This window comes from Arthrobacter sp. zg-Y820 (genome assembly GCF_030142155.1).
Lineage (GTDB): Bacteria > Actinomycetota > Actinomycetes > Actinomycetales > Micrococcaceae > Arthrobacter_B.
In genome coordinates, this window is record NZ_CP126247.1 from 1,222,439 (window position 1) to 1,247,310 (window position 24,872).

23 protein-coding genes are annotated in these 24,872 nt (G+C 67.7%); 17 read left to right on the forward strand and 6 right to left on the reverse strand.

From position 1 onward, the window contains the following. Nucleotides 1-4: 4 nt before the first annotated feature. Complete coding sequence (locus QNO08_RS05440) at nucleotides 5-802, forward strand: sulfite exporter TauE/SafE family protein (RefSeq protein WP_229967523.1); 798 nt, start codon at nucleotides 5-7, stop codon at nucleotides 800-802. Between the two features lie 36 nt (nucleotides 803-838). Here QNO08_RS05440 and QNO08_RS05445 read toward each other — a convergent pair whose 3' ends face one another. Together QNO08_RS05445 and QNO08_RS05450 are read right to left on the reverse strand one after the other, a co-directional pair. Beyond that, entirely contained in the window at nucleotides 839-1,804 is a 966-nt protein-coding gene (locus tag QNO08_RS05445) for an aminoglycoside phosphotransferase family protein (RefSeq protein ID WP_229967525.1), read from the reverse strand. A 9-nt stretch (nucleotides 1,805-1,813) separates the two neighbouring features. Further along, on the reverse strand, nucleotides 1,814-3,061 hold the full coding sequence (locus QNO08_RS05450) for a DUF4439 domain-containing protein (protein ID WP_269439231.1): 1,248 nt from the start codon (nucleotides 3,059-3,061) through the stop codon (nucleotides 1,814-1,816). Nucleotides 3,062-3,148: 87 nt separating this feature from the next. On the opposite strand from QNO08_RS05450, the gene rimP reads away from it, so the two are divergent. The 5 genes from rimP to rbfA all read left to right on the forward strand — a co-directional run bounded on the left by rimP (nucleotide 3,149) and on the right by rbfA (nucleotide 8,945). Further along, nucleotides 3,149-3,778: a ribosome maturation factor RimP gene (rimP, locus tag QNO08_RS05455; protein WP_331461792.1), complete on the forward strand. Its 630-nt coding sequence runs from the start codon at nucleotides 3,149-3,151 to the stop codon at nucleotides 3,776-3,778. Next, nucleotides 3,779-4,750 carry a transcription termination factor NusA gene (gene nusA / locus QNO08_RS05460; protein WP_229967527.1) on the forward strand — a complete coding sequence of 324 codons (972 nt, stop codon included), beginning with the start codon at nucleotides 3,779-3,781 and terminating at the stop codon, nucleotides 4,748-4,750. A gap of 49 nt (nucleotides 4,751-4,799) precedes the next feature. Then, nucleotides 4,800-5,177 carry a YlxR family protein gene (locus tag QNO08_RS05465; RefSeq protein WP_269439239.1) on the forward strand — a complete coding sequence of 126 codons (378 nt, stop codon included), beginning with the start codon at nucleotides 4,800-4,802 and terminating at the stop codon, nucleotides 5,175-5,177. A 129-nt stretch (nucleotides 5,178-5,306) separates the two neighbouring features. Further along, the gene (infB, locus tag QNO08_RS05470) at nucleotides 5,307-8,270 is read left to right on the forward strand and encodes a translation initiation factor IF-2 (protein WP_229967529.1); all 2,964 of its coding nucleotides are present in this window, start codon (nucleotides 5,307-5,309) and stop codon (nucleotides 8,268-8,270) included. A 204-nt stretch (nucleotides 8,271-8,474) separates the two neighbouring features. Further along, nucleotides 8,475-8,945: a 30S ribosome-binding factor RbfA gene (rbfA, locus tag QNO08_RS05475; protein ID WP_229967531.1), complete on the forward strand. Its 471-nt coding sequence runs from the start codon at nucleotides 8,475-8,477 to the stop codon at nucleotides 8,943-8,945. A gap of 82 nt (nucleotides 8,946-9,027) precedes the next feature. Here rbfA and QNO08_RS05480 read toward each other — a convergent pair whose 3' ends face one another. Both QNO08_RS05480 and QNO08_RS05485 read right to left on the reverse strand, forming a co-directional pair. Continuing rightward, nucleotides 9,028-10,305: a ScyD/ScyE family protein gene (locus QNO08_RS05480; protein ID WP_229967533.1), complete on the reverse strand. Its 1,278-nt coding sequence runs from the start codon at nucleotides 10,303-10,305 to the stop codon at nucleotides 9,028-9,030. Between the two features lie 220 nt (nucleotides 10,306-10,525). Further along, entirely contained in the window at nucleotides 10,526-11,698 is a 1,173-nt protein-coding gene (locus QNO08_RS05485; RefSeq protein WP_229967535.1) for a pyridoxal phosphate-dependent aminotransferase, read from the reverse strand. 194 nt (nucleotides 11,699-11,892) lie between these two features. Between QNO08_RS05485 and truB the strand changes: the two genes are divergently transcribed. The 8 genes from truB (at nucleotide 11,893) to QNO08_RS05525 (ending at nucleotide 19,981) form a co-directional block, all read left to right on the forward strand. Beyond that, the gene (gene truB / locus QNO08_RS05490) at nucleotides 11,893-12,843 is read left to right on the forward strand and encodes a tRNA pseudouridine(55) synthase TruB (RefSeq protein WP_442860540.1); all 951 of its coding nucleotides are present in this window, start codon (nucleotides 11,893-11,895) and stop codon (nucleotides 12,841-12,843) included. Then, nucleotides 12,844-13,218 carry a hypothetical protein gene (locus QNO08_RS05495; protein WP_229967539.1) on the forward strand — a complete coding sequence of 125 codons (375 nt, stop codon included), beginning with the start codon at nucleotides 12,844-12,846 and terminating at the stop codon, nucleotides 13,216-13,218. A 2-nt stretch (nucleotides 13,219-13,220) separates the two neighbouring features. Next, entirely contained in the window at nucleotides 13,221-13,670 is a 450-nt protein-coding gene (locus QNO08_RS05500) for a hypothetical protein (RefSeq protein ID WP_229967591.1), read from the forward strand. Nucleotides 13,671-13,807: 137 nt separating this feature from the next. After that, a complete protein-coding gene (locus QNO08_RS05505; RefSeq protein WP_229967541.1) occupies nucleotides 13,808-14,521 on the forward strand; it encodes a DUF4345 family protein in 714 nt (237 codons plus the stop codon). A gap of 114 nt (nucleotides 14,522-14,635) precedes the next feature. Then, on the forward strand, nucleotides 14,636-15,625 hold the full coding sequence (locus QNO08_RS05510; protein ID WP_229967543.1) for a bifunctional riboflavin kinase/FAD synthetase: 990 nt from the start codon (nucleotides 14,636-14,638) through the stop codon (nucleotides 15,623-15,625). A gap of 135 nt (nucleotides 15,626-15,760) precedes the next feature. Then, complete coding sequence (gene rpsO, locus QNO08_RS05515) at nucleotides 15,761-16,030, forward strand: 30S ribosomal protein S15 (protein ID WP_229967546.1); 270 nt, start codon at nucleotides 15,761-15,763, stop codon at nucleotides 16,028-16,030. Between the two features lie 327 nt (nucleotides 16,031-16,357). Continuing rightward, nucleotides 16,358-18,583 (forward strand): polyribonucleotide nucleotidyltransferase, encoded by a 2,226-nt coding sequence (locus QNO08_RS05520; protein ID WP_229967547.1) that lies wholly within the window; start codon nucleotides 16,358-16,360, stop codon nucleotides 18,581-18,583. Continuing rightward, the gene (locus tag QNO08_RS05525) at nucleotides 18,584-19,981 is read left to right on the forward strand and encodes a M16 family metallopeptidase (RefSeq protein WP_502866869.1); all 1,398 of its coding nucleotides are present in this window, start codon (nucleotides 18,584-18,586) and stop codon (nucleotides 19,979-19,981) included. 79 nt (nucleotides 19,982-20,060) lie between these two features. Here QNO08_RS05525 and QNO08_RS05530 read toward each other — a convergent pair whose 3' ends face one another. Both QNO08_RS05530 and moaA read right to left on the reverse strand, forming a co-directional pair. Beyond that, on the reverse strand, nucleotides 20,061-20,357 hold the full coding sequence (locus QNO08_RS05530; protein WP_229967598.1) for a MoaD/ThiS family protein: 297 nt from the start codon (nucleotides 20,355-20,357) through the stop codon (nucleotides 20,061-20,063). After that, nucleotides 20,358-21,578, reverse strand: coding sequence for a GTP 3',8-cyclase MoaA (gene moaA, locus QNO08_RS05535; protein ID WP_229967600.1), 1,221 nt, complete (start codon nucleotides 21,576-21,578; stop codon nucleotides 20,358-20,360). A 38-nt stretch (nucleotides 21,579-21,616) separates the two neighbouring features. Between moaA and modA the strand changes: the two genes are divergently transcribed. From modA to QNO08_RS05550, 3 genes are all read left to right on the forward strand, one after another. After that, entirely contained in the window at nucleotides 21,617-22,393 is a 777-nt protein-coding gene (gene modA / locus QNO08_RS05540; protein WP_229967601.1) for a molybdate ABC transporter substrate-binding protein, read from the forward strand. A 67-nt stretch (nucleotides 22,394-22,460) separates the two neighbouring features. Further along, the gene (locus tag QNO08_RS05545; RefSeq protein ID WP_229967603.1) at nucleotides 22,461-23,261 is read left to right on the forward strand and encodes a molybdate ABC transporter permease subunit; all 801 of its coding nucleotides are present in this window, start codon (nucleotides 22,461-22,463) and stop codon (nucleotides 23,259-23,261) included. Between the two features lie 72 nt (nucleotides 23,262-23,333). Next, a complete protein-coding gene (locus QNO08_RS05550) occupies nucleotides 23,334-24,872 on the forward strand; it encodes a molybdopterin-dependent oxidoreductase (protein WP_229967605.1) in 1,539 nt (512 codons plus the stop codon).

Genomic DNA, 24,872 nt, shown 5'->3' on the forward strand with positions numbered 1-24,872 from the left:
CCCAGTGATCTCCGGTCTCGAGGAGATTCAGCTCGCCACCATCCTCCTTGTGGTGGTGGCGGGCCTGGCCGCCGGCTGGGTGGACGCGGTGGTGGGCGGCGGCGGGCTGCTGCAGCTGCCGGCCCTGCTGCTGATTCCGGGGATCACGCCGGTGCAGGCGCTGGCGACGAACAAGATGGGGTCCATCTTCGGCACCACCACCAGCGCCATCACCTACTACCGGCGCGCACATCCGGACCTGCGCACCGCCCTGCCCATGGCCGGCGTCGCACTGGCGGGCAGCTTCGGGGGAGCGGTGCTCGCGACGTCGCTGCCGTCCTCGGTGTTCAAGCCGATCATCGTGGTGGCGCTGATTGTCGTGGCGGTGTTCACCGCGACCCAGCCGACGGTCGGTGAGCTGACCAAGCTGCGCCACCAGGGCCGCCGGCACTACGGGACGGCCGCGGGCATCGGCCTGGTGATCGGGTTCTATGACGGGCTGATCGGTCCGGGAACCGGCTCCTTCCTGATCATCTCCATGGTCACCTTCCTCGGCTACAACTTCCTCGCGGCCAGCGCCAAGGCCAAGATCGTGAACATGGCCACCAACCTCGGCGCGCTGGCGTTCTTCCTGCCGAACGGCGCGCTGCTGTGGGGGATCGGGCTGATCCTGGGCTTCGCCAACATGATCGGCGGCTACATCGGCGCGCGGATGGCCGTGAAGCAGGGCAGCAAGTTCATCCGCGTGGTGTTCCTGGTGGTGGTTGGAGCCCTGATCTGCAAGCTTGGCTACGACGTGTGGGTGGAGAACATCCGGGGCTGAGCCTGTCTCTTTCTCCCGCAATGGCAGGGGAACCGGTCAGCCCGCGATCGCTGTCGCCACCCAGACCGAGCGTGCCGCATTCTTCCGCTGTCCCGCCCGGGTGTACTCCAGGGCATTGGCGACTTCCCGCAGGACGCTCCACTGACGGGCGGCCTCGGGGTCCAGGCCGCCCGCGGCGCAGAGCCGGGCCAGCCGCCCGCGCAGCGCCGCCTCCGGCCGGACGCTGCCCAGCTCCTCGGTCCGGTTCCAGAGCATCGGGGCTGCGGCGAACTCGGCTTCCCCAACCATCGCCTGCGGGTCGATGGCCACAAACCCGCAGGCCTCGGAAGAACCGCCGTCGCCGTCCCTGCCGCGGTAGAGAATGTTGCCGAAATGCAGGTCGGTATGGACCAGGACGTCGTTGTTGCTGCGCCGACCCACCGCTCCGCGCGTCTGGCAGACCTCCAGCGCCGCCTCGAGCAGACGCCGTTCGCAGGGCCGGCCCAGCTCTTCCCAGTCGGCCGGCAGCTCGTCGGACAGCTGCTCCGTCCGTTCGGCGAGCGAGGGGACACCGGCCCAGGCGGGGGAGTCGGCGGCCGGCAGCGAGAGCCTGCGCACCAGCCCGCCCCACACCTCGACGGCGGCGTCCATCGGGACGTCACAGAGGCTCCGGTCGGCGTTCAGCCGTTCCAGCAGCAGGGTTCCGCTGTCGGTATGGCTGGCGTACAGCTGCACGGCGCCGTGCCCGGCCCACAGGCCCAGGGCGGCAGGTTCGGTCAGGGCTTCGTCGTGCGGATAGGCGACCTTCAGCACAGCCGCACCCGAGGCGGACATGACCGGCAGGACCAGCGCACCGTGTCCGGACCAGAGGCCGGTGTCCGCGGGCAGATCAAGGGCCAGGTCCCAGCGCTCCATGGCCTCTGCCACGAGCAGCGGCAGGGCGGCCAGCCAGGTCCGGCCGGAACGGTCGCGGCTGTACCGCTGGTGGAGTGCCTCGGGAATGGTCAGGGGGAGTTGGGGCATGAGTACAGGCTAAGCGGTGCCGGGGGACCGCGGCAGCCCCTCGGTCTCAAGCCCGAGTCCGGGTGCTGCCGGAACAGCGCGCTGGCCGGTGTACAGCTCGGTGCTCAGCTCAGCCAGCCGCTCCACCGCCCAGGCGCGGACAGCTCCGCTTCCCAGCGCCGCGAGGTCCGCGTAAACGGCGGGCAGGGACGTCTCAAGGTCTTCAAGGGCACCGGAGGGATCCTGCTGGAACGACGGCGGCAGGGAGTACGCCGGGGCACGGGTCAGTGCCGGGAGGCAGACCTCGGGCAGCAGCAGCACCCCCTGGGCGCCGGCGGCCAGATGACTGTCCCGGGCTTCGTCCAGTTCAGTGCGGGCGGAAACGCCGGAGGCGCGGGCCATGGCGACCTCGTAGGCGTACGCCGCACCGTATTCCGCGTCGATCGCGCCCTTCAGCGCCGCCGCGGCATCCGGGGCGGATCCGCCGGTGCCGGAGGCCGCACCCGACGGGACGGAGGAGGCCGCACCCGAAGGGACGGAGGAGGCCGCGCCCGACGGGGCGGAAGACGGCGCACCCGTCAGTCCGGAGTCGGTGGCCGAGGTCTCCGGCACGCAGCGGGCGTCGGAGCCGGCCGGCGCGACCGGCTCCCAAGCCTGCGGCGGGTTCAGGCCGGCGGCGACGGCGGCGCGGACCGCGAGGACCTGCTGGGTGGCACCGGTGGCCGCCAGCAGCCGCGCCGTTCCGGCATCGGCGCGCATGGCGGCGTCCAGACTGGCGTGGGCAGCTGCAGCCATCGACTGGACATACCGGGCGGCATACCCAGCGTCGGTGGGGGAAGTGCCGGAAGTGCCGTCAGCGCCGGAGGCGCCCGAGGCGGGACCGGCGTCGGCGGTGGGGACCTCAAACGGCGGGACGCCGCGGCGGAGGCTGCCGGGGCGGATCAGGAGCGCTGACTGTTCAGCCAGGACATCGGCCTGCCGGGTGAGTTCGGCAGCCAGCCTGCCGGTGCCTTCGGCATTAGCCAGCTCGCCGGCCTGCCGGGCAAGTTCAAGGGACGCTGCCCGCGCGTCGGTCTGGGCGATTTCCGAGTAACTGGCCGGCCGGTCATCGCCGGCACCGTTTCCGGCGACCAGCCCCAGGCTCAATACCACTGCGGCCAGGACCAGCAACAGAGTGGTACGCCTCACGCCGCCCAGGACCGCCATCGCCCGTCCGGCGCGGCCGGCCGCGGGCGTTCTGCGGGACGGGGGCTTTTTCACTACATCCGATGATGCCATGAACGGGCCCTCGTCTGCTGCGATGCCGATGGGACTCAGGAAAGTCGGTACGCTAGTAGGTACAACATCATCTAGTGGGAGGCACCTATGGCGGTTCGGCCCAGCCCCAAAAAAGACACGTCATCGGATTACCGCAAGAAGGCCATGCACGCAGAGATTGCCGCTGAAACCCAGCGGCTCAAAAACTTCCTTGCTCCCACGGTTGAACAGCAGCAGCTTTTCCTCGAGGACATCGAGATCAAAATGGCCGGTGCCAACCGCACCGTACACGTCATCGTGGACCTTCCCGAAGGAGAAGCGGGCGGCGTCAGCCTCGACCGCATCTCCGACGTCGCGCATGCGCTTTCCGAGGCGATGGATTCAGACCCGCACGACGACGGCCGTCCGTACAGCCTGGAGGTTTCCTCTCCGGGTGTGTCGCGCCCGCTGACGGAGCCGCGCCACTGGCGCCGCAACGTCGGCCGCATGGTCAGCGTCAACGTCCTGACCGGCGACGACGTCAAAGGCCGCCTGGTCTCCGTTGAGGACGACGGCATCACGTTCATCCCGGAACTGCCGGTCAAAAAAGGCATGAAGGCGAAGCAGGGCGAGCAGACCACGCTGCCCTTTAGCAACATCCGCAAGGGGCGCGTCGAAGTCGAATTCGCGCATCTTGACGACGAACCACTGGACGGCGTCGCCGACAGTGATGAAAAAACCACAGCTGAGGAGGCCTAGATGGAAATAGATATGAGTGCGCTGAGGCTGCTGGAACGCGAACGGGAGATCCCCCTGGATCTGCTGATTCCGACCATTGAGCAGGCGCTTCTGGTGGCTTATCACAAGACCGCCGGTGCACAGGACAAGGCCCGCGCAGAGCTGGACCGCAAGAATGGGCACGTCACCATTTGGGCCACTGAACTGGACGACGACGGCGAGGCCGTGGGCGAGTTCGACGACACCCCCACCGGTTTCGGCCGCATTGCCGCGAGCACGGCCCGCCAGATTATCCTGCAGCGGCTGCGCGACGTCGAAGATGACGCCATCGTTGGCGAGTTCAAGGGCCGTGAGGGAGAAATCGTCTCCGGCCAGATCCAGCAGGGCAACAACCCGCACATGATCCAGGTCAACCTCGGCGCCGTGGAGGCATTGCTGCCTCCCACGGAGCAGGTCCCGGGCGAGAAGTACACCCACGGTTCCCGGCTGCGCGCCTTCGTCGTTGACGTGCGCCGCGGCTTCAAGGGCCCGTCCATCACGCTGTCCCGGTCCCACCCGGGCCTGGTCCGGAAGCTCTTCGAACTGGAAGTTCCCGAGATTGCCGACGGCAGTGTCGAGATTGTGGCGCTGGCCCGTGAAGCCGGCCACCGGACCAAGATCGCCGTCAAGGGCAACATCTCCGGCATCAACGCCAAGGGTGCCTGCATCGGCGAGATGGGCTCGCGTGTCCGCGCGGTCATGACCGAGCTTCACGATGAGAAGATTGACATCGTGGATTTCAGCGAGGATCCGGCCACCTTCATCGCCAACGCCCTGTCGCCGTCGCGCGTGAATTCCGTTACCATCACCGACGAAGACACCCGGTCGGCTCAGGTTGTCGTTCCCGATTACCAGCTGTCGCTGGCAATCGGCAAGGAGGGGCAGAATGCCCGTCTGGCAGCCAAGCTGACAGGGTGGCGGATCGATATCGTTTCCGACGCCAAGACTGCCTAAGCAGCCGGGTCTTTGGGTGGATGCGGCACAGGGAGAGAAACGCGTTAGAATGAATGAGGCCGGGTCGCCGTCCGCTTTCCTTTCGTCCCCTGCAGCCTCAGGCGCTGCAGCTCATGTCCCGCTGAGGACATGCATTGGGTGCAGGAAAACGGATGACCAGGCTGTTCTGATGCGGCTGGTAGCTGTGGTCACTGAAGGCAGTATTGCCGTTCAGGTCGACGAACACCGCCGTATGTCTGGCCGCGGTGCCTGGGTGCACCGCGGGACAGCATGCTTTGCAGCAGCGCTTCGGCGACGTGCGTTTCACCGGGCCTTTCGGGGTCAGGTGGACACCACAGACGCGGAGGCTTGGTTCAAGGCTCTTGAGGATGCTCCGACCGGGAGCAGACTCGAAACCGTCCAACCTGGAAGCGGGTCAGAAATCTGATGGAAACCCGATGAGTACCCAGCGATGAGTACTTTGTGCTCTGTGAAGGGCTCTGCTGTGACTGCAGTGGAAGCCCGCAGGAAATAGACGGTTCGTACCTGGCTCGGTGCGGACCGAGACAGGAGAAATGTGGCCAAGGTCCGCGTACACGAGCTCGCCAAAGAGCTCGGCATCACCTCGAAGGATGCAGTTGCAAAACTGCAGGAACTGGGCGAATTCGTCCGTTCCGCCTCATCAACGATTGAGGCACCCGTAGTCAAGAAACTTCGTGGCGCCTTCCCGGCGTCCGAATCCAAGCCCGAATCCACGACGGATTCCAAGCCGGCGTCCAAGCCGGCCGGAACCCCCGGACCGCGCCCGTCCGCTGCCCCCGCAGCACCGACGGCGTCGGCACCGACCCCGACCCCGGCACCGGCAGCACCCGTCGCAGCAGCTCCGGCCGCTCCGGCGCCCGCTGCAGAGAAGCCGACGGCTCCGGCTGCTCCGGCTGCTCCGGCACCCGCCGCAGAAACGTCTCCGGCCCCGGCCGCTGACAAGCCGGCTGCACCGTCGGGCGCCAAGCCCGGCGCGCGTCCGGCCCCCAAGGCTGCCGAAGCCGAAAAGCCCGCTGCTTCCGCCGAAAGCGGCAGCCGCGGAAATGCTCCCCGTCCGGGCGCTCCGCGTCCCGGCGCCGGAAGCCCCCGTCCGGGCAACAACCCCTTCGCGCCTTCCCAGGGCATGCCGCGTCCCCGTGGCCGCGGCGAAGGCGAGCGGGGCCAGGGCGCACCGCGTCCCGGCAACAACCCGTTTGCACCGTCCCAGGGCATGCCCCGTCCGGGACGCCGTGACGAGAACACCGAACGTCCCGCAGCAGCAGGCGCCGGCGGTCCCCGTCCGGCAGCCGGCTCCGGCGGTCCGCGTCCGGGCGCTCCGCGCCCCGGTGCACCCCGTCCGGGCGCACCGCGTCCGGCATCGGCACGACCCGCCGGTCCCGGCGGTCCTCGTCCCACACCGGGCATGATGCCCAACCGCACCGAGCGGCCGGCAGCCCCGGCCCGCGGCGGTGCCGGCGGAGGACCCCGCAGGGGCCCCGGCGGCGCACCCGGCGGAGCACCCGGTGCAGGCGGCGGCGCACCCGTTGGCGGCGGCTTCGGCAAGGGCGGCCGCGGACGCGGCGGCACTGCCGGTGCTTTCGGCAAGGGCGGCGCAGGACGCGGCAAGCAGCGCAAGTCGAAGCGTGCAAAGCGTCAGGAACTGGAGCAGATGTCAGCTCCGTCGCTGGGTGGCGTTTCGGTACCCCGCGGCGACGGCAACACTGTTGTCCGTCTGCGCCGCGGCGCGTCCATCACGGACTTCGCCGACAAGATTGAGGCCAACCCGGCAGCACTGGTGACCGTTCTGTTCCACCTCGGTGAAATGGCAACGGCCACGCAGTCCCTGGATGAAGGCACGTTCGACATCCTGGGCGCCGAACTGGGTTACAAGATCCAGGTTGTCTCGCCGGAAGACGAAGAGCGCGAACTGCTGAGCACGTTCGACATCGACTTCGATGCCGAGCTGGAAGCCGAAGGCGACGACGACCTCGAGGCACGTCCTCCGGTAGTCACCATCATGGGTCACGTTGACCACGGTAAGACGCGTCTGCTGGATGCCATCCGCAACACCAAGGTGGTTGAAGGTGAAGCCGGCGGCATCACCCAGCACATCGGTGCCTACCAGATCCAGTTCGACCACGAGGGCACCACGCGTCCGATCACCTTCATTGACACCCCGGGCCACGAGGCGTTCACCGCCATGCGTGCACGTGGTGCCAAGGTGACCGACATCGCGGTCCTGGTTGTCGCAGCCGACGACGGCGTCATGCCGCAGACGATTGAAGCGCTGAACCACGCCCAGGCAGCCAATGTGCCGATCGTGGTCGCAGTGAACAAGATCGACAAGGAAGGCGCCAACCCGGAGAAGGTCCGCGGCCAGCTGACCGAATACGGTCTGGTTCCCGAGGAATACGGTGGCGACACCATGTTCGTGGAGGTCTCTGCCCGTCAGAACCTCAACATTGACGCCCTGCTCGAGGCCGTGCTGCTTACCGCAGACGCAGCCCTGGACATGCGCGCCAACCCGAACAAGGACGCCCGCGGTATCGCGATCGAAGCCAACCTGGACAAGGGCCGCGGTGCAGTTGCCACCGTCCTGGTCCAGTCCGGAACGCTGAAGGTCGGCGACACGATCGTTGCCGGTACGGCCCACGGCCGCGTCCGCGCAATGTTCAACGAGAACGGCGAAACCGTCTCCGAGGCCGGACCTTCCCGTCCGGTCCAGGTGCTGGGTCTGTCCAACGTTCCCCGCGCCGGTGACACGTTCTTCGTGACCGACGACGAGCGCACCGCCCGCCAGATCGCTGAGAAGCGTGAAGCTGCGGACCGCAACGCCGCCCTGGCGAAGCGCCGCAAGCGCATCAGCCTCGAGGACTTCGACCAGGCCGTTGCTGACGGCAAGGTTGACACCCTTAACCTCATCCTCAAGGGTGACGTTTCCGGTGCCGTTGAAGCCCTGGAAGACTCGCTGCTCAAGATCGACGTTGGCGAAGGCGTGCAGCTGCGCGTCATCCACCGCGGCGTCGGTGCCATCACGCAGAACGACGTCAACCTGGCGACGGTGGACAACGCCGTCATCATCGGCTTCAACGTCAAGCCGGCCGAGCGCGTTGCCGACCTGGCAGAGCGCGAAGGCGTGGACATGCGCTTCTACTCGGTCATCTACGCAGCAATTGATGACATTGAGCTCGCCCTCAAGGGCATGCTCAAGCCCGAGTACGAAGAAGTCCAGCTCGGCACCGCCGAGGTCCGCGAAGTCTTCCGTTCCTCCAAGTTCGGAAACATCGCCGGCTCGATCGTTCGCTCCGGTGTCATCCGACGCAACGCCAAGGCACGGGTCACCCGTGACGGCAAGGTCATCGGTGACAACCTCACCGTTGAGTCGCTCAAGCGGTTCAAGGACGACGCCACCGAGGTCCGCACGGACTTCGAGTGCGGTATCGGCCTGGGCTCGTTCAACGACGTCAACACGGGCGACATCATCGAGACGTTCGAAATGCGCGAAAAGCCGCGCGTCTAGCAGTACCCGGTGGGGCCGTCGGTTTCCGGCGGCCCCACTCCAAGCGGGAGGGCCGGCACCTGCATGTTGCCGGCCCCTTCGCTTCGGCCCCTCCGGCGGCCGGTCCTGCAGTGCAGGCACCGGCCCCGGACCCTGACGTAACACGATGTGCCGGCCTGCGCCGCCGTCGTTGTACGATCCCCAAAATTTAGTTAAGGAGAGGTAATGGCAGATCCAGCACGCGCTGCGAAGCTCGCTGACCGAATCAAGGTTGTAGTTGCCCAGGCGCTGGAACGGCGGATCAAGGATCCCCGGCTGGGGTTTGTGACCCTCACCGACGCACGCGTCACCAACGACCTGCAGCACGCCACGGTGTACTACACGGTCTTCGGCGACGAAGCCCAGCAGGCCGACACCAAGGCCGCCCTGGAGTCCGCACGCGGAGTCCTGCGCGCCGAGGTCGGCAAGAACATCACCGTGCGCCTGACGCCCACGCTGGAATTCGTTCCCGACGAAATTCCCGTGAACGCCAGCCACCTCGAGGAACTCATCCGCGCCGCCAAGAAGCGCGACGCTGAGCTTGAAGCCCTCAAGGAAGGCGCCACGTACGCCGGCGACGCCGACCCGTACCGCAAGGACGAGGACTTCGACGATGAGGACGACGACGAAGCCGCTTCCGGCTCCGACGCCAAGTAGGTCTCAGCCAGCAGTCCAACCAGTAGTTGCCAAGAGGGACGGTTCCGAAAAGGAGCCGTCCCTCTTGGCTGTTAATTCCGGGTCAGTCCCGGGATCCGTTGTCGAACGTTCCGCCGTGGTGATGGCCGCGGCCCTTGTGGCCGCCGTGGCCGCGGTGGTCGTCGCGGCAGTTGTCGTTGAGCTCGATCCGGACAACGCTGCCTGAGGTGGGGGCCGGCTCAGCCGGCGGAGCGGCAGCCGGGGGCGCTGCCCCTTCCTCCGCAGGTGCCCCGGCCAGAACGTCCACAGTCGCGTAGAGGGCGGATCCCCGCAGCGCCAGATCGCCGGGCTGGTTAACTTCGAGGAACAGCTCGGGTGTGTTGGTTCCGGCCGGAATCACGGAGATCCGGTTGCCGAACAGCTCGGCCACGAAAATGTCTCCGTTGTCATTCACCGCCATCCCGGTGGTGCCGCTGAAACCGGTGGCCACCAGTTCCGAGCTGCCGTCGTCGGGATCCACCCTGAACACCGAGCCCTGGGCCAGCCCCGCTCCCGGCACGCCGCCCGGCAGCGACGCGACCAGCAGATCCCCGCCGGGTCCGGCTTCGAGGCCTGTCGGAACCGGTTCCACGTTGTACGTGTTGCCCACGGTGCAGGCCGGGAGACCTACCCGGAGGGCCTCCTCGGCTGTCACCGTCACCGGGATGGGCGGCAGGACCGCCAGCGTGGAAATGCTCCCGTCCGCCAGATCCACTTCAATAACGGCGTTCATCCCGGCATCGGAGACCAGGACGCTTCCGCGCCCGGAGGGGAGGGTCGCGTAGGGGTTTGAGTCCTTCAAACCGGTGTAGCTGTTGGAGAAGAGGCCGGTGGGCGGCAGCTGTGCCGCGCAGGCAGGATCGAGGCCCTGGAACCCATAGGTGTTGATGCCGTCCGGGTTTTCCGTGTACTCGTAGGTGGCGATGTCGGCCACCGTTTCCACGCTTCCGTACCGGTCGACGGACTTCAGCTGGGTGAAATTCTGCGTCGGGTCATGGGTCATAGCTCCGATGCTGGCGGTGTAGTACGTGGTGCCGCGGGAGCGTGACACACCGCCGTAGCCGTATCCCAGCGGCCCGGCGTCAAGCGTTTCGGTGCTGCCGTCCCGCCCGATCCGGGTAAGCACTCCGGCGAAGGACTGCGCCACGTCGATCGTTGGTCCGCGGCCCACAGCCAGACTCAGGGGTCCCACCAGTCCTTCGGCGACGGTGGTGACCTTTCCTGCGGTCGGGGGTGCGTCGGGTGGGGCGGGGTGCCGGCCGCCGGCGGAAGCAGGCGAGGCGGCCAGGCCCAGGGCCGCGACAGCGGCCAGGGCGGCGAGGGCGGGGGATGTTCTTTTCACGGTGACTCCTCAGCATTGATGGGGTGCAATGCGAGACTTGCCTCCACGCCTCCGCGGTTCCCAGCCACGCCCCCGGGGGAAGCCCTCACAGCCTACGGCCGGGGTTTCCACGGGTAAACGTCAGGCTGATGCGCCGCTGGGCGGTCCCAGCGGGGTGCATCCGAGTACTGAGTATCCCGCCCAAACGGGGGCGTGGTGGCCGAGGCCGGCCGCGGGTAGGTCACCGGCAGGCTGCTGCACCGGACGCGCGCTCCGGAAAACGTTCCAGCCCCGTGACCAGGTCTGCGGTGTCCCCGCACAGGGCGATCCGAACCCAGCCTTCGCCGATGGAACCGAACGCGGTGCCCGGCGCCACGGCGACACCCTGCTCCGCGAGGAACTTCTGCGTCCACGCCCTGACGTGGCCCTCAGTGGCGTGGGACAGGTCAGCCCAGAGGTAGAACGCCCCCTGTGCCTTCAGGTACGGAATGTTCTTTTGATCCAGCACGGCCGCCGCCGCATCCCGGTTGACGCGATAGTGGGCGGCAGCAGCGCTGACATAGTCCTGAGGTCCGGTCAGGGCGGCCAGGGCGGCATACTGCGACGGCGACGCCACGCAGGAGACGATCGATTCCATCACCGTGCTCATCTGGGTTTCCAGGCCGGCGGGGGTGATCAGGGCGCCGATCCGCAGTCCGGTCAGGCCGTACGTCTTCGACAGGGTGACCGAAACGATCACCCGGTCCCCGCCGTCGGCGCCGTCGTGGGCCAGCGGGCTCACATGGGGGACATCGTAGGTGAAGGCCTCATAGCATTCGTCCGAAACGATCCACAGGTCCCGGCGGCGGGCCAGCTCCACCAGGTCGCGGACCAGGTCCGGGCCAAACACGGCGCCCAGGGGATTGGAAGGCGAGTTCAGGAGCAGGACCCGGGTCCGGTCGGTGATCAGGGCCTCGATGTCCGCGATGCGCGGCTGGAAGTCGTGTTCGGGATAGAGCGGATACTCCACCGGCTCGGCGTGAAGCAGCCGGGCAGTCATGGCAAACGTGGGGTAGCCGGGATTCGGAATCAGGATTTCGTCGCCGGCATCCAGAAGCATGCTCATGGCCAGGTGCAGGCCCTGCTGCGCGCCGGCGGTGACAAACGCCCGGCCCGGAGCCACCTCGACGCCGGTCTGCCGGCTGATGCGGTCGGCAAACGCGGCACGCAGCGGGGCGATACCGGCATTGGGCGTGTAACCGGTCTCATCCCGGCCCAGCGTGGCCTGCGCTGCCTCGAGGATGTGGGGCGGGGTGGGGAATCCCGGCTCGCCGATGCTGAGCACGATCGAGCCGGGCTGGGCCCACGCTGCCTGGGTGATTTCGCGGATCTGGTTGGCAGCGGCATTCCGGACATGGGGCGAGAGCTCAGGCATACCCCGCATGCTATCGCCGCCGCGGCACCCGGGGCGACCCGCTGCGACCCGCTGCGACCCGCGATGACCGGCGCGACCCGGGGAGAACCCGGGGAGAACCCGACGGCAGGTCCGCCGGCCAACCCGCCGGCAGGTCCGCAGACAAGCCCGCCGGCTGGCCGGGTGTCAGGAACCGCAGGCCAGGGCCGCATATACTGAAAGGCGTGAATTCCGGGCAGGTCCGTTCAGGGCTGATTATTGTGGACAAGCCGCAGGGATGGACCAGCCACGATGTGGTTGGCCGCCTGCGGAAACTAGCGGGAACCCGAAAAGTGGGGCATGCGGGAACACTGGACCCGATGGCCACCGGAGTGCTGGTGGTCGGCATCAACAAGGCCACCCGGCTCCTGACCTACATTGTGGGTACTTCCAAGACGTACGAGGCCACCATCAGGCTGGGCCAGTCCACCGTCACTGACGACGCCGAAGGCGAAATCACCGCCGAGACCATCGCCGCCGCGGTAACCGACGAAGAGATCATGGCCGCCGTCGCGGACCTGACCGGGGACATCCAGCAGGTGCCCAGCAGCGTCAGTGCCATCAAGGTCAACGGCGAGCGCTCCTACGCCCGCGTGCGTGCCGGGGGAGAGGTCATCCTTCCGTCCCGCCCCGTGACGGTCTCCCGCTTTGAGGTTCACGGCATCCGCCGGGAGAGCGGCGGCAAGCTGCGCGACATCGATGTGACCGTTGAGTGTTCCTCGGGCACCTACATTCGCGCCCTGGCCCGGGACCTCGGTGCCGCCCTGGGTGTGGGCGGGCACCTGACTGCGCTCCGGCGCACCTGCGTGGGCCCGTACAGCGTGCAGCAGGCAGCGACCCTGGAACAGTTGGCCGCGGACCTGCGGGTCTTGGACCTCGACGACGCCGCCCGGGCCCTGTTCCCGGTCCGTGAGCTCAGTGCTGCGGAAGCGACGGATCTTTCGCACGGCCGCCGGGTGCCGCCGTCGGACATCGGGGAAGCAGCCGCCGGTGCGCCCGTGGCTGCCTTTGCCCCCGGCGGAACGCTGGTCGCGCTGCTGGAAAACCGCGGCCCGGCCGGGGCGGACTTCCCGGCCGCCTACGCCAAGGCCCTGCTGGTCTTCGCACCGGGGAACGAGGCCGCCTAAGTGGTTGTCGATCCGCTGTTCATCGTTGGCACCCTGGTCTGCGCCGTCTCCGTGGTGCTGTGCTTCGGGGCGGCCATCCTGAAGCACGGCCCCAACGACCTCACCATCCTGTCCGTTGCCGCCGTGGAGCTGTTCCTGCTGGTCTACGGCGTGGCAGGTGTCATCCGCCAGGTGGGCGGGGAAGGCGTGGCGGGTGAACTCTGGGAGTTCTGGGGCTACCTCTTCACGGCCCTGATCATTCCCGTCGGTGCCATCTGGTGGTCGCTGATGGACCGCAGCCGCTGGAGCAACCTGGTTCTTGGTGCCGTGGGCATCACTGTATTTGTCATGCTGTTCCGAATGGAACAGATCTGGGACGGAGTAACCCCCGCGTGAACATGAACACCCCCGAGCACGGCAATCCCGCCGGATCAGCGGCCGCCCAGCCGGCGGCCCGCAACGCCGGACCCGGCCGGCTGCTGGTGGCCGTTTATGCTGTTTTCGCCCTGGCCGCCACCGCACGCGCGGGCTTCCAGATTGCCACCAAGTTCGACCACGCGCCGGTGGCCTATCTGCTGTCCGCTTTTGCGGCAGTGGTCTACATTGTCGCCACGGTCGGGCTGGCAAGGTCCGGGCCGCGGGCCTATCTGGTGTCGGTCGCTGCAGTGAGCATCGAGATGCTGGGCGTGCTGGCCGTGGGCATCCTCGGCCTGGTCAACCCCGGCCTCCTGCCCGATGACACGGTCTGGTCCGGCTTCGGGTCCGGCTACGGCTATGTTCCGCTGCTCCTGCCGGCGCTGGGACTGTGGTGGCTCTACCGCCACCGTGGGGATGCCGCACGCTCCTAGGCTTCCACTCCGGGGGAGCCCCGCGGCGGGCGCCAAACCCGCCGGCGGCAGCGTGCGCTCCGACGCTGCGCTGCGTGAGACGATGGCAGGAGAATGCATCACACCAAGCAGGTTTTCCATTCCTTCAGGGGGAACTAATGAGCAACCCGGCTTCAACACCCAGCGAGCACCAGGGCGGGAATGGCCCGGCGCAGCCCGCCCAGCCGCCCACGCAGTCCTCCTTGGCACCCGGGGAGCAGCCTGCCGCGGCGAGGAAACCGAACGTCCCCGCGGCCGGACAGAGCGTCCGGCCGACGGAGAAGCTGAATATTCCGCCCGCAGCCAAGCAGGCGGGCGCCACGGGCCGAAGCGGCAAGCAGTCCAAGCCCAAGGCCAAGCCCTACAAGAGCAGCGATGACTGGGGCGTCTTCCGCGCCGTCGTCATTGGCGTGGGCATCCTGGTGGCCGGCGTGGGTGTTTACTACCTCGCCACCGGAACGGCCGGTGTGGCGGATACCGGCGGAGGCGAAATCAACGCGTCGCTGGAATCCCAGTTCCGGTTCTTCTCGGCCATGATGGTCGGCGTGGGGGCGGCGTTCATCGCCATCGCGGTGAAGTTCCAGTGGGCCAACATGCTGTGGCTGGTCTGCCTGATGGTCTTCCTCGGCGGTATCGGACGCGTGCTGTCCTGGGCCTTCAGCGGAACGCCCCACTACACCATGATCATCCTGATGATCCTGGAGCTGGCCTTCCCGCCGGCCCTGCTGGTCTGGCACCGGTTCATTGCCAAGACCAGCGAGCTGAAGCGTGAATACAGTGAGGGCACCGCCGGCCGCGCTGACGGTGCCGCTGCAGGCGGCACGCAGGGCTGAGTCTTTCCCGGCAGCATTTTCGGCCATAATAGTTAGGTCCGGTAGCAGCCATGCGCTGTTCCGGCCCACCAGCGGCACCGCCGCGACCCGAACCACCTGTTATAAGGAGCCTGTGTGTACTACTGGAATGGCCTGGCGGAGGTTCCTGCCGGCATCGGTCCGACAGTAGTCACGATCGGCAACTTCGACGGCGTCCACCTGGGGCACCAGCATGTGCTGGACCGCCTCGTGAAGGTGGCACGCGAGAAGGACGCGGCAGCGGTGGCCATTTCCTTCGATCCGCATCCGGCCCAAGTGCACCGCCCCGAGGCGGCTCCCGAGCTCATCATGGGACAGCTGGACCGCCGCGAAGCCCTGGCGGCCACCGGCTTGGACGGGCTGCTCATGATGCACTACGACCTGCAGCTCGCCGCGCTGACCCCCGAGGAATTCGTGCGCCGGGTCTTCGTGGAGGGACTGCGGGTCTGCGCCGTCGTCATCGGCCACGACGTGCGCTTCGGCCGCGGCAACGCCGGGGATCTCCAGACCATGCGGGAACTGGGCCGGCAGCTGGGCTTTGAGGTGCAGGCCGTCGAGGACTTCGGCGCCCTGCCCGACGACCCCGCCGCTCCCGAGGGGCGCCGCTGCTCCTCGACCTGGATCCGGGAGGCCCTGCGCAGCGGAGACGTGCGCACCGCGGCGCGCCTGCTCGGGCGCACCCACCGCATGCGCGGCGAGGTTGTCCACGGCGCCGCCCGCGGCCGCGAGCTGGGCTTTCCCACCGCCAACCTGGCCCCCGACGCCAGCGGCCTGGTCCCCGCTGACGGAATCTATGCCGGATGGCTGGTCGATGAAGCCGGCACCCGCTGGCCGGCAGCCATCTCCGTGGGGTCCAATCCCACGTTCGACGGCGTCAGCCGGCAGGTGGAGGCCCACGTGATCGACCGCCCGAACGAGAAGATCACCGACTTCGACCTCTACGGCCAGCAGGTGGTGGTGGAGTTCGTGGAACGGCTCCGCGGCATGGTGGCCTATACCGGGCCCGAAGCCCTGATTACGCAGATGGGCCTTGACGTGGCGCGCACCCGCGACGTCCTTTCGACAGATAGCGGCGCGGACAGGTAAACTGAAATCAAATTCGGCTGCGGTCCGTGGCGGCTGAATTTCTTTGTGCCGGTTCGGATTCGTCCCGCCGGCGCCAAGATTCCCGGCAGCGAACTGCTGACTCGGGCCTCACGGCACAACTGTAGGAGAGTTACATTGGCACTTGACCCCGTAGTCAAGCAGGAAATCATCACGGCGTTCGCTCGGGCCGAAGGCGACACCGGTTCGCCCGAGGTTCAGGTTGCTGTGCTGTCACGCCGCATCCTCGACCTGACCGAACACCTGAAGACGCACAAGCATGACCACCACACCCGCCGCGGCCTGATGGCCCTGGTTGGTCGCCGTCGTCGTATGCTTTCGTACCTCAAAGAGACTGACATCACCCGCTACCGCGAGCTCATCGAGCGCCTCGGCCTGCGCAAGTAGTCTTTGAAGAGGGTGGCCCCTGCGTTCTCGCGGGGAGCCGCCCTTTTTCAGGCGGGCATGGACACCGGCTTGGACCGGAAGCGCACCCGCCTTTGCGGTACATCCGCGGCACAGCAGTAAACAGCAGCACCGCAGCACCGAAGAAACATCAACAGGAGTCAGCCAGCATCGCAGCATTCGCGGTCCTCGGTAGTGGTCCCCGGGAGTTTGTGCCCGTGGACCTCGATCGAAGACCGGGTGTTGAACCGAACCGCTTCACAGCGGTGCTCGCGTTTATTGGAACGATGCTGGATGCCTCCGCCAACGAAGAAACGGAGGTGACTCTCTATGGAGGGTCCCGAAATTCAGTTCGCAGAAGCCGTCATTGACAACGGCAAGTACGGCCAGCGCGTCATCCGCTTCGAAACCGGCCGCTTGGCCCAGCAGGCTGCAGGCGCAGCCACTGTCTACATCGACGATGACACCGTCCTGCTGTCGGCAACGTCCGCCGGCAAGTCCCCGCGCGAAGGCTTTGACTTCTTCCCGCTGACCGTCGACGTCGAAGAGCGCATGTACGCCGCCGGCCGCATCCCGGGCTCGTTCTTCCGCCGCGAAGGCCGCCCGTCCACCGAAGCCATCCTGGCCTGCCGCCTGATGGACCGCCCGCTGCGCCCCGCCTTCGTCAAGGGCCTGCGCAACGAGGTCCAGATCGTGGTCACCGTCCTGGCGATCAACCCCGACGTGCTGTACGACGTCGTCGCGATCAACGCTTCCTCCATGTCCACCCAGCTGAGCGGCCTGCCGTTCTCCGGTCCGATCGGCGGCGTCCGCGTTGCCCTGATCGACGACCAGTGGGTTGCCTTCCCGAAGCACTCCGAGCTGGAGCGCGCAGTCTTCTCCATGGTGGTTGCCGGCCGCATTGCCGGTGACGACGTCGCCATCATGATGGTGGAAGCAGAAGCCACCGACGCCGCCTGGAACCTGATCAAGGACGAGGGCGCCACCGCCCCGACCGAAGAGGTTGTTGCTGAAGGCCTCGAAGCCTCGAAGCCGTTCATCAAGGCCCTGTGCGAGGCACAGGCCGACCTGGCAGCCCGCGCCGCCAAGCCGACCGTCGAGTTCCCGATCTTCCTGGACTACCAGGACGACGTCTACGAAGCCGTGGAAGCCGCAGCCGCTGACAAGCTGGCCAAGGTCTTCTCGATCGCTGACAAGCAGGAGCGCGACATTGCCGCCGACGAACTCAAGGACGAAGTCACCGCTTCGCTCGCCGAGAAGTTCGAAGGCCGCGAGAAGGAACTCTCCGCAGCCTTCCGCTCCGTCACCAAGCAGGTTGTGCGCCAGCGCATCCTGAAGGACCAGGTCCGCATCGACGGCCGCGGCCTGACGGACATCCGCCAGCTGACCGCCGAGGTGGAGGTTCTGCCCCGCGTGCACGGTTCGGCCATCTTCGAGCGCGGCGAAACCCAGATCCTGGGCGTCACCACGCTGAACATGCTGAAGATGGAACAGCAGATTGACTCGCTGTCGCCGGTAACGCGCAAGCGCTACATGCACAACTACAACTTCCCGCCGTACTCCACCGGTGAAACCGGCCGCGTGGGTTCGCCCAAGCGCCGCGAAATCGGCCACGGCGCCCTGGCCGAGCGTGCGCTCATGCCGGTGCTGCCGACGCGCGAAGAATTCCCGTACGCCATCCGCCAGGTCTCCGAGGCCCTGAGCTCCAACGGCTCCACCTCGATGGGTTCGGTCTGCGCCTCGACGCTGTCCATGCTCAACGCCGGTGTTCCGCTGCGCGCTCCGGTTGCCGGCATCGCCATGGGCCTGGTCTCCGACCAGGTTGACGGCGAAACCCGCTACGCCGCCCTGACCGACATCCTTGGCGCCGAAGATGCCTTCGGCGACATGGACTTCAAGGTTGCCGGTACCTCCGAGTTCGTCACGGCCATCCAGCTGGACACGAAGCTCGACGGCATCCCCGCTTCGGTGCTGGCAGCAGCCCTGAAGCAGGCCCGCGAAGCCCGCCTGCACATCCTCGGTGTCATGGACGCTGCGATTGATACCCCGGACGAGCTCTCCGAGTTCGCGCCGCGCATCATCTCGGTGAAGATCCCCGTAGATAAGATCGGCGAGGTCATTGGCCCGAAGGGCAAGATGATCAACCAGATTCAGGAAGACACCGGCGCTGACATCTCCATTGAAGATGACGGCACGGTCCTGATCGGTGCAACCGACGGCGGATCCGCCGAGGCTGCCCGCGCGGCGATCAACGCGATCGCCAACCCGCAGATCCCCGAGATCGGCGAGCGTTACCTCGGTACGGTAGTGAAGACCACCACGTTCGGTGCCTTCGTCTCCCTGACCCCGGGCAAGGACGGCCTGCTGCACATCTCCGAGCTGCGCAAGCTCGCCGGTGGCAAGCGCGTCGACAACGTTGACGAGGTAGTCTCCGTCGGCCAGAAGATCCAGGTGGAAATCACCAAGATCGACGACCGCGGCAAGCTGTCCCTGTCACCGGTTGTTGCTGAAGGCGCCAAAGGCGAAGAAGCAGCAGAAACCGAGTCCGCAGAATAAATGTCACACATTGCTGATGGAACCCGTCCCGATGCCGGCCACGCGCCGGCATCCGGGACGGTTGTCCGCCTTCCGCTGACCACTCTTCCCGGTGACCCTTCACTTGTGATGGGAACTCCGGGAGGCGCCGTCGTGCGCCGTTCCGTCCTTCCGGGCGGAGTCCGCGTGCTGACGGAAGCCATGCCCGGCCAGCGGAGCGCCACCATCGGCTTCTGGGTTGGTGTCGGCTCGCGGGATGAAGCCGCGGGCCGGCACGGCTCCACCCACTTCCTTGAGCACCTGCTGTTCAAGGGCACCACGCGCCGCTCAGCGCTGGACATTGCGCTGGCCTTTGACGAGGTCGGCGGCGAGTCCAACGCGGCCACGGCCAAGGAAAGCACCTGCTACTACGCACGGGTGCTGGACACCGATCTGCCGATGGCCATCGACGTCATCACCGACATGATCACCTCCGCGGTCCTGGACCCGGAGGAACTGGAGCAGGAGCGAGACGTCATCCTGGAAGAAATCGCCATGGATGCCGATGATCCCGCTGACCTGTGCCACGAGAAGTTCGCCGAAGCCGTCCTGGGCGACCACGCCCTGGGACGTCCGATCGGCGGCACTCCCGAAGCCATCATGAGCGTTCCCCGCGAAGCCGTGCTGGAACACTACCGGCGCTACTACCGCCCCACCGAGCTGGTGGTCACCGCTGCCGGCGGCCTGGAGCACGACGACGTCTGCGCCCTGGTGCTCGACGCCCTGAAGAAGGCCGGCTGGGACCTTTCCGACGACGCCACTCCGGCGCCCCGCAGGAACACCGAGCCCGCAGTCATCACCGGCACCGCCGGAGTCCAGGTCATCAACCGCCCGGTGGAGCAGGCAAACGTGGTCATGGGCTGCCCGTCACTGACGGCCACCGACGACCGCCGCTTCGCCATGAGCGTGCTGAACACCATCCTGGGCGGCGGCATGTCCTCGCGCCTGTTCCAGGAGATCCGCGAAAAGCGCGGCCTGGTCTACTCCACGTACTCCTTCTCGGCGTCCTACGCCGACGCCGGATACTTCGGCATGTATGCCGGCTGCTCGCCGGCCAAAACCCGCCAGGTCATCGACCTGATGGGCAGCGAGCTGGAGCGCCTGGCAACTGACGGCGTCGACGAAGCCGAGCTGAAGAAGGCCCGCGGCCAGATTGCCGGCGGCATGGTCATGGCGCTGGAGGATTCCAGCTCCCGCATGTCCCGCCTTGGCCGGGCCGAACTGGTCAGCGGCGAATTCATCGACATCGATGAGTCGCTGGCCCGCATCGGTGCGGTGACTGCGCAGGAAGTGCAGGCGCTGGCCGCCGAGCTGGCCGCAGCTCCGCGGACCATCACGATTGTCGGACCGTTCACCTCCAAGGAGGAGCTGGGCTTCTAGCCCTCTTTTCCTCCCCGCGAGATGGCAGAAAGTGCGCTTCCCAGCTCTGGGAAGCGCACTTTCTGCCATCTCGCGGGGGTTAACCGCCGGCAAAGGGCGGCAGGATGTCCACGGTGTCGCCGGGGGCCAGGACCATCGACCGGTCCCGGGCAGCGAAACCGTTGACCAGGAAGGTGCTGCGCGAGATCACGCTCTTCAGCGGGGGAGCGCCGGCCGGTGCCGTGGAGGGACGGGAACCCAGGAACTCCAGCAGGTCGTGCAGGGATTCGCCGCCGTACGCACTTTCGGAAGCGCCGTCGGGACCGGGGCCTGCGGACAGGATCTCTTCCTCCCGGCCGGAGGCCGCCTTCGCGGCACCAAAATATCGGATCAGCACTTAGCCGCCTATCGCGCTCATGGTCCGGTCCGGCTGCACATAGTCAGCGTCGCCCAGACCGGTATGGTCCATTCCGTGCGCCTTGGGTTTGCCCCACATCGCATCCTGCCAGCGGGCCGCCACCTCGGCGTCGCCCAGCTCCGGTGTGCGGAGCAGGCCCAGCAGGTCGGTTTCCTCGTGGGAGAACAGGCAGCTGCGGACCTTGCCCTCCGCCGTAATCCGGGTGCGCCGGCAGTCGGCGCAGAACGGTTCGGTGACGGATGCGATGATGCCCACGGTTCCGGCCACGATCTCCGGAGCGGCGCGGCGCCGAACCTCCCAGCGCTCGGCCGGGGCGCCGTCGCGCCGGCGCGGATCGGGGGTGAGGACAAAGTCGCGCTCGAGCCGGGAGCGGATTTCGGCCGCCGTGATCATGCCGTCCCGGGTCCAGCCGTGGTCGGCATCCAGCGGCATCTGTTCGATGAAGCGCAGCTCGAAACCCTGGCTGACGGCCCACTCGAGCAGGTCGGGGGATTCGACGTCGTTGATCCCGCGCATCAGGACGGCGTTGATCTTGATCAGGCCCAGGCCCACGCGCGCCGCCTCCTCGACCCCGGCCAGCACGCGGGACAGGAACGGACGCCGGGTCAGCTGCGCGAACGTGTCGGGATGCAGGGTGTCCAGGGAAACGTTGATCCGGGTCAGCCCGGCGTCCTTAAGGGCCTGTGCCTTCTTGTCCAGGCCCAGCCCGTTGGTGGTCAGCGAAATCGGCAGCTCCGGATGGTTGGCCCGGATTCCCGCCACGATGTCCACCAGGTCAGCCCGCACCAGCGGCTCACCGCCGGTCAGCCGCAGCTCGCGGACCCCCAACACGCTGACGCCGATGCCCACCAGCCGGATGATTTCAGCACCGGTCAGCACCTTGTCCTTCGCCAGCCAGTCCAGCCCCTCGGCGGGCATGCAGTAGGTGCAGCGCAGGTTGCACTTGTCCGTCAGCGACAGCCGCATGTCGCTGGCGCGCCGGCCGTACCTGTCCAGCAGGCCGTCGGAGGCCTGGACACCGGCAGCTGCGGCGGACCCGGGAACTGCCGAACCCTCGTCCGCGGGTCCCTCGACGGCGGGAGCATTTACTCCGGGCGCATTTACTTCGGGCGCGGCTGGTGGCCTGCCGGCAGACGGCGCAACGGCGGCAGTCCCGGTCAGCGGCGAGCCGATGGACGGCATTCCCAGCTGGATTCCCATGGGTCGAGGTTACGCCCTTTCGCGGTTAGGCTCTATCAATGCGTTTTATCAGTCGGTGCCGGCAAATCCTGGCTCCATCCGTTGTCCTGCTTGCCGTGGCGGCCGGATGCTCGGCGCCGGTGCCCGGGGATGCGTCAGCAACTCCGGAAGCACCCTCCATCACGGTATTCGCAGCTGCGTCGCTGACGGATGTGATCGCGGCCATGAATGAAGCCTACGACGGCGGCGGCCGACTGCGCACCAACCTCGGCTCCAGCGCCCAGCTGTCCAGCCAGCTGCTTTCCGGTGCCCCGGCCGACGTCGTGATCGCCGCCGATCTGGAAGCGCTGGACACGGTCCGGGACGAAGGCCTGATAGCGCGGGAGCGGGTGGTGGCCGGCAATACGACGGTGCTGGCGCTGGCGCCGGGCAATCCCGGCCAGGTGGCGGCGCTGGCTGATCTCTCCGAGAACCGGGTGCAGACAGCCGTGTGTGCGCCCTCGGTGCCCTGCGGCCGGGCTGCGGCGCGTGTCCTCGACGCCGCCGGGGTGGCCCTGTCCGGGGAGAGCCGCGAGGACAGTGCGCGGTCGGTCCTGACCAAAGTGGTTACCGGTCAGGCGGATGCCGGGCTGGTGTACCAAACCGATGCGCTCTCGGCTGCGAAGCAAGGGGTGACGTATCTTGAAGTGAGAGATCCAGAACCCAACCAGTACCCCGCGGCGCTGACCGCGGAGGGAGCAGAGCATGAGGCAGCTGTCCGATTCTACGAGTGGCTTGCAGGCGAGGAAGCCGCCGGAATCCTCCGCGACGCAGGGTTCCGGACTCCCGGAAGCTGAGCCGGCGCGGAAGGGCCGGCGGGGCTCCGGGAACGCCCGTCCATCGGTGGCCGGAAGGGCCGTCGGCATGACCCGCGGCGCCCGGGCCACCACCCCGGCCTGGCTGTGGGTTCCCGCGTCGTTGGCGCTGCTGTTGTGCGCCGGCCCGGTGGCGGCCCTGCTGCTGAATGTGCCCTGGACTTCGCTCGGATCCCTGCTCTCGGCCTCCGAAGCCCGCACCGCCCTGGGTCTCTCGGTGGCGACCTCCGTGGGGTCCACACTGATCTGCGTCGTGCTGGGACTGCCCCTGGCCGTGCTGTTCAGCAAGCTTGCCGGCCCGTGGATGCAGGTGCTGCGAGGCATCCTGCTGATTCCGCTGGTGCTGTCGCCGGTGGTTTCCGGCATCGCCCTGCTGTACTTCTGGGGCCGTCAGGGTCTGGCCGGACGGGTGCTGGAATCCGCGGGACTGGGGGTGGGCTATTCGCCGGCGGCGGTGCTCATTGTCCAGGTGTTCGTTTCACTGCCGTTCTTCGTCGTGGCCTCCCTGAGCAGCCTGCGGGCTGTGGACCATGACCTGGAAATGGCCGCCGCCACCTCTGGCGCCGGGCCGACGGCCATCCTGCGCTACATCACCGTGCCGCTGGCCCTGCCGGGAATCGTGGTGGGAGCGCTGCTGGCCTTCGCGCGGTCCCTCGGAGAGTACGGCGCCACCATCACCTTCGCGGGGAGCATTGAGGGACGCACCCGCACCCTTCCGCTGCAGATTGAGCTGAGCCTGAATTCCAACCAGCCCGAAATTGCGCTGGGAATCTGCCTGATCCTGATCTCGTTGTACCTCGTGCTGCTGGCAATCGCCCGGTTTGGCATGGGGCTCCTGTTGCCGCGCTGAGCTGCGGCACCACGCGGTTCCTCCCACCCGACCACCCGGTTCCTCCCACCCGCACCAACAGAAACGAGCGGCATGAACGGCACAGCCCGGAACGTTACCCTCTGGGCGGCTGCGGCGGGAGTCGTTGCGATCGGCCTGGCCGTGGCCGCCGGAGAGCTTTCCGCCGCCTTGCTGAGCCCGTCGCTGTCGCCGGTCAGCGCGGTGGGGTCGGTGGTCATCGACGCCATGCCCGCACCGGTCAAGGACTGGGCGATCGGGCTGTTCGGCACCGCTGACAAGGCTGCGTTCCTGGTCAGCATGGCAGCGGTGATCGCGGTCATCGCCGCGGCCGCCGGAATCCTGGAGCTGCGCCGCCCGCCCGCCGGCGTCGTCATTGTCTCCTTGTTCGGGGCCGCCGGGCTGGCAGCCGTGCTGACCCGGGCGCAGATGAGCGTGCTGTCGCTGGTGCCGCCGCTGCTGGCCGCCGGAGTGGGCATCCTGGTGCTGCGGGCCTTCCGCGCCCGCATTCTCAGCTGGCGGGACGCATCGCCGGGCGAGGCGGGTGCCCGGCGGCGCGACGTCCTGTTGACGGTCGGCGGCGGTGCCGCCGTCGGCGTGGCGGCGGGAGCACTGGCCGGCGCGTCACGAGCGGGCCAGATCAATACCGTGGCCAGCCGGGCCGGCGTCGTCCTGCCGGCTGCGGCCCTGCCGGCGGCACCGATCCCGGCAGGAGCGGAACTCGGTATCAGCGGGCTGGACCCGGTGCTGACTCCCGCGGCCGATTTCTACCGGATTGACACGGCGCTGAGCGTGCCGCTGGTCGACCCGCAGCAGTGGAGCCTGAAAGTCACCGGACTGGTGGACCGCGAAGTGGAGATCAGCTTCGCCGAGCTGCTGGCCAAGCCCCTGCAGGAAAGCCATGTCACCCTGGCCTGCGTTTCCAACGAGGTGGGCGGCAGCCTGATCGGCAACGCCAAGTGGCTGGGATGGCCGGTGCGGAATCTGCTGGCCGCGGCCGGTGTCCGGGACGGCGCGGACATGGTGCTCTCCACCAGCCGCGACGGCTGGACGGCCTCCACCCCGCTGGAGGCCCTGACGGATTCCCGCGACGCCCTGCTGGTCGTGGGCATGAACGGGGAACCGCTGCCCCTGGAACACGGCTTTCCGGTGCGGCTGGTGGTGCCGGGCCTGTACGGCTATGTTTCGGCAACCAAATGGGTCACCGAGCTGAAGGTGACCCGGTTCAGCGACGACGCGGCGTACTGGACCGATCGGGGCTGGACCGAGCGCGGTCCCATCAAACTGTCCTCCCGGATCGACACCCCCGCCAACGGCGCGTCGCCGGACGCCGGAGCCGTGACCGTCGCCGGCATGGCCTGGGCGCAGCACACCGGGATCCGCGGGGTGCAGGTAAGGGTCGACGACGGCGGCTGGTCGGACGCGCGCCTGGCCAGCGGCATTTCGGCGGACACCTGGCTGCAGTGGTCGGCGGTCCTGGACCTGGCGAAGGGGGACCACACACTGACCGTCCGGGCCATCGATGCCAACGGGCGGGAACAGGACGAAATCGTCCGTCCGGTGGTTCCCGACGGCGCCACCGGGCTGCACACGATCCGCCTCGCCGTCCGCTGA

What these genes read in the sequence shown, in the direction of transcription:
- QNO08_RS05500 (WP_229967591.1), top strand. Translation starts at nt 13,221, where the DNA reads ATGAACACCCCCGAGCACGGCAATCCCGCCGGATCAGCGGCCGCCCAG.
- QNO08_RS05545 (WP_229967603.1), top strand. Translation starts at nt 22,461, where the DNA reads ATGACCCGCGGCGCCCGGGCCACCACCCCGGCCTGGCTGTGGGTTCCC.
- QNO08_RS05550 (WP_229967605.1), top strand. Translation starts at nt 23,334, where the DNA reads ATGAACGGCACAGCCCGGAACGTTACCCTCTGGGCGGCTGCGGCGGGA.
- modA (WP_229967601.1), top strand. Translation starts at nt 21,617, where the DNA reads ATGCGTTTTATCAGTCGGTGCCGGCAAATCCTGGCTCCATCCGTTGTC.
- QNO08_RS05485 (WP_229967535.1), bottom strand. Translation starts at nt 11,698, where the DNA reads ATGCCTGAGCTCTCGCCCCATGTCCGGAATGCCGCTGCCAACCAGATC.
- QNO08_RS05505 (WP_229967541.1), top strand. Translation starts at nt 13,808, where the DNA reads ATGAGCAACCCGGCTTCAACACCCAGCGAGCACCAGGGCGGGAATGGC.
- rbfA (WP_229967531.1), top strand. Translation starts at nt 8,475, where the DNA reads ATGGCAGATCCAGCACGCGCTGCGAAGCTCGCTGACCGAATCAAGGTT.
- moaA (WP_229967600.1), bottom strand. Translation starts at nt 21,578, where the DNA reads ATGGGAATCCAGCTGGGAATGCCGTCCATCGGCTCGCCGCTGACCGGG.
- nusA (WP_229967527.1), top strand. Translation starts at nt 3,779, where the DNA reads ATGGAAATAGATATGAGTGCGCTGAGGCTGCTGGAACGCGAACGGGAG.
- QNO08_RS05525 (WP_502866869.1), top strand. Translation starts at nt 18,584, where the DNA reads ATGTCACACATTGCTGATGGAACCCGTCCCGATGCCGGCCACGCGCCG.
- QNO08_RS05445 (WP_229967525.1), bottom strand. Translation starts at nt 1,804, where the DNA reads ATGCCCCAACTCCCCCTGACCATTCCCGAGGCACTCCACCAGCGGTAC.
- QNO08_RS05520 (WP_229967547.1), top strand. Translation starts at nt 16,358, where the DNA reads ATGGAGGGTCCCGAAATTCAGTTCGCAGAAGCCGTCATTGACAACGGC.
- QNO08_RS05450 (WP_269439231.1), bottom strand. Translation starts at nt 3,061, where the DNA reads ATGGCATCATCGGATGTAGTGAAAAAGCCCCCGTCCCGCAGAACGCCC.
- rimP (WP_331461792.1), top strand. Translation starts at nt 3,149, where the DNA reads ATGGCGGTTCGGCCCAGCCCCAAAAAAGACACGTCATCGGATTACCGC.
- QNO08_RS05465 (WP_269439239.1), top strand. Translation starts at nt 4,800, where the DNA reads ATGAATGAGGCCGGGTCGCCGTCCGCTTTCCTTTCGTCCCCTGCAGCC.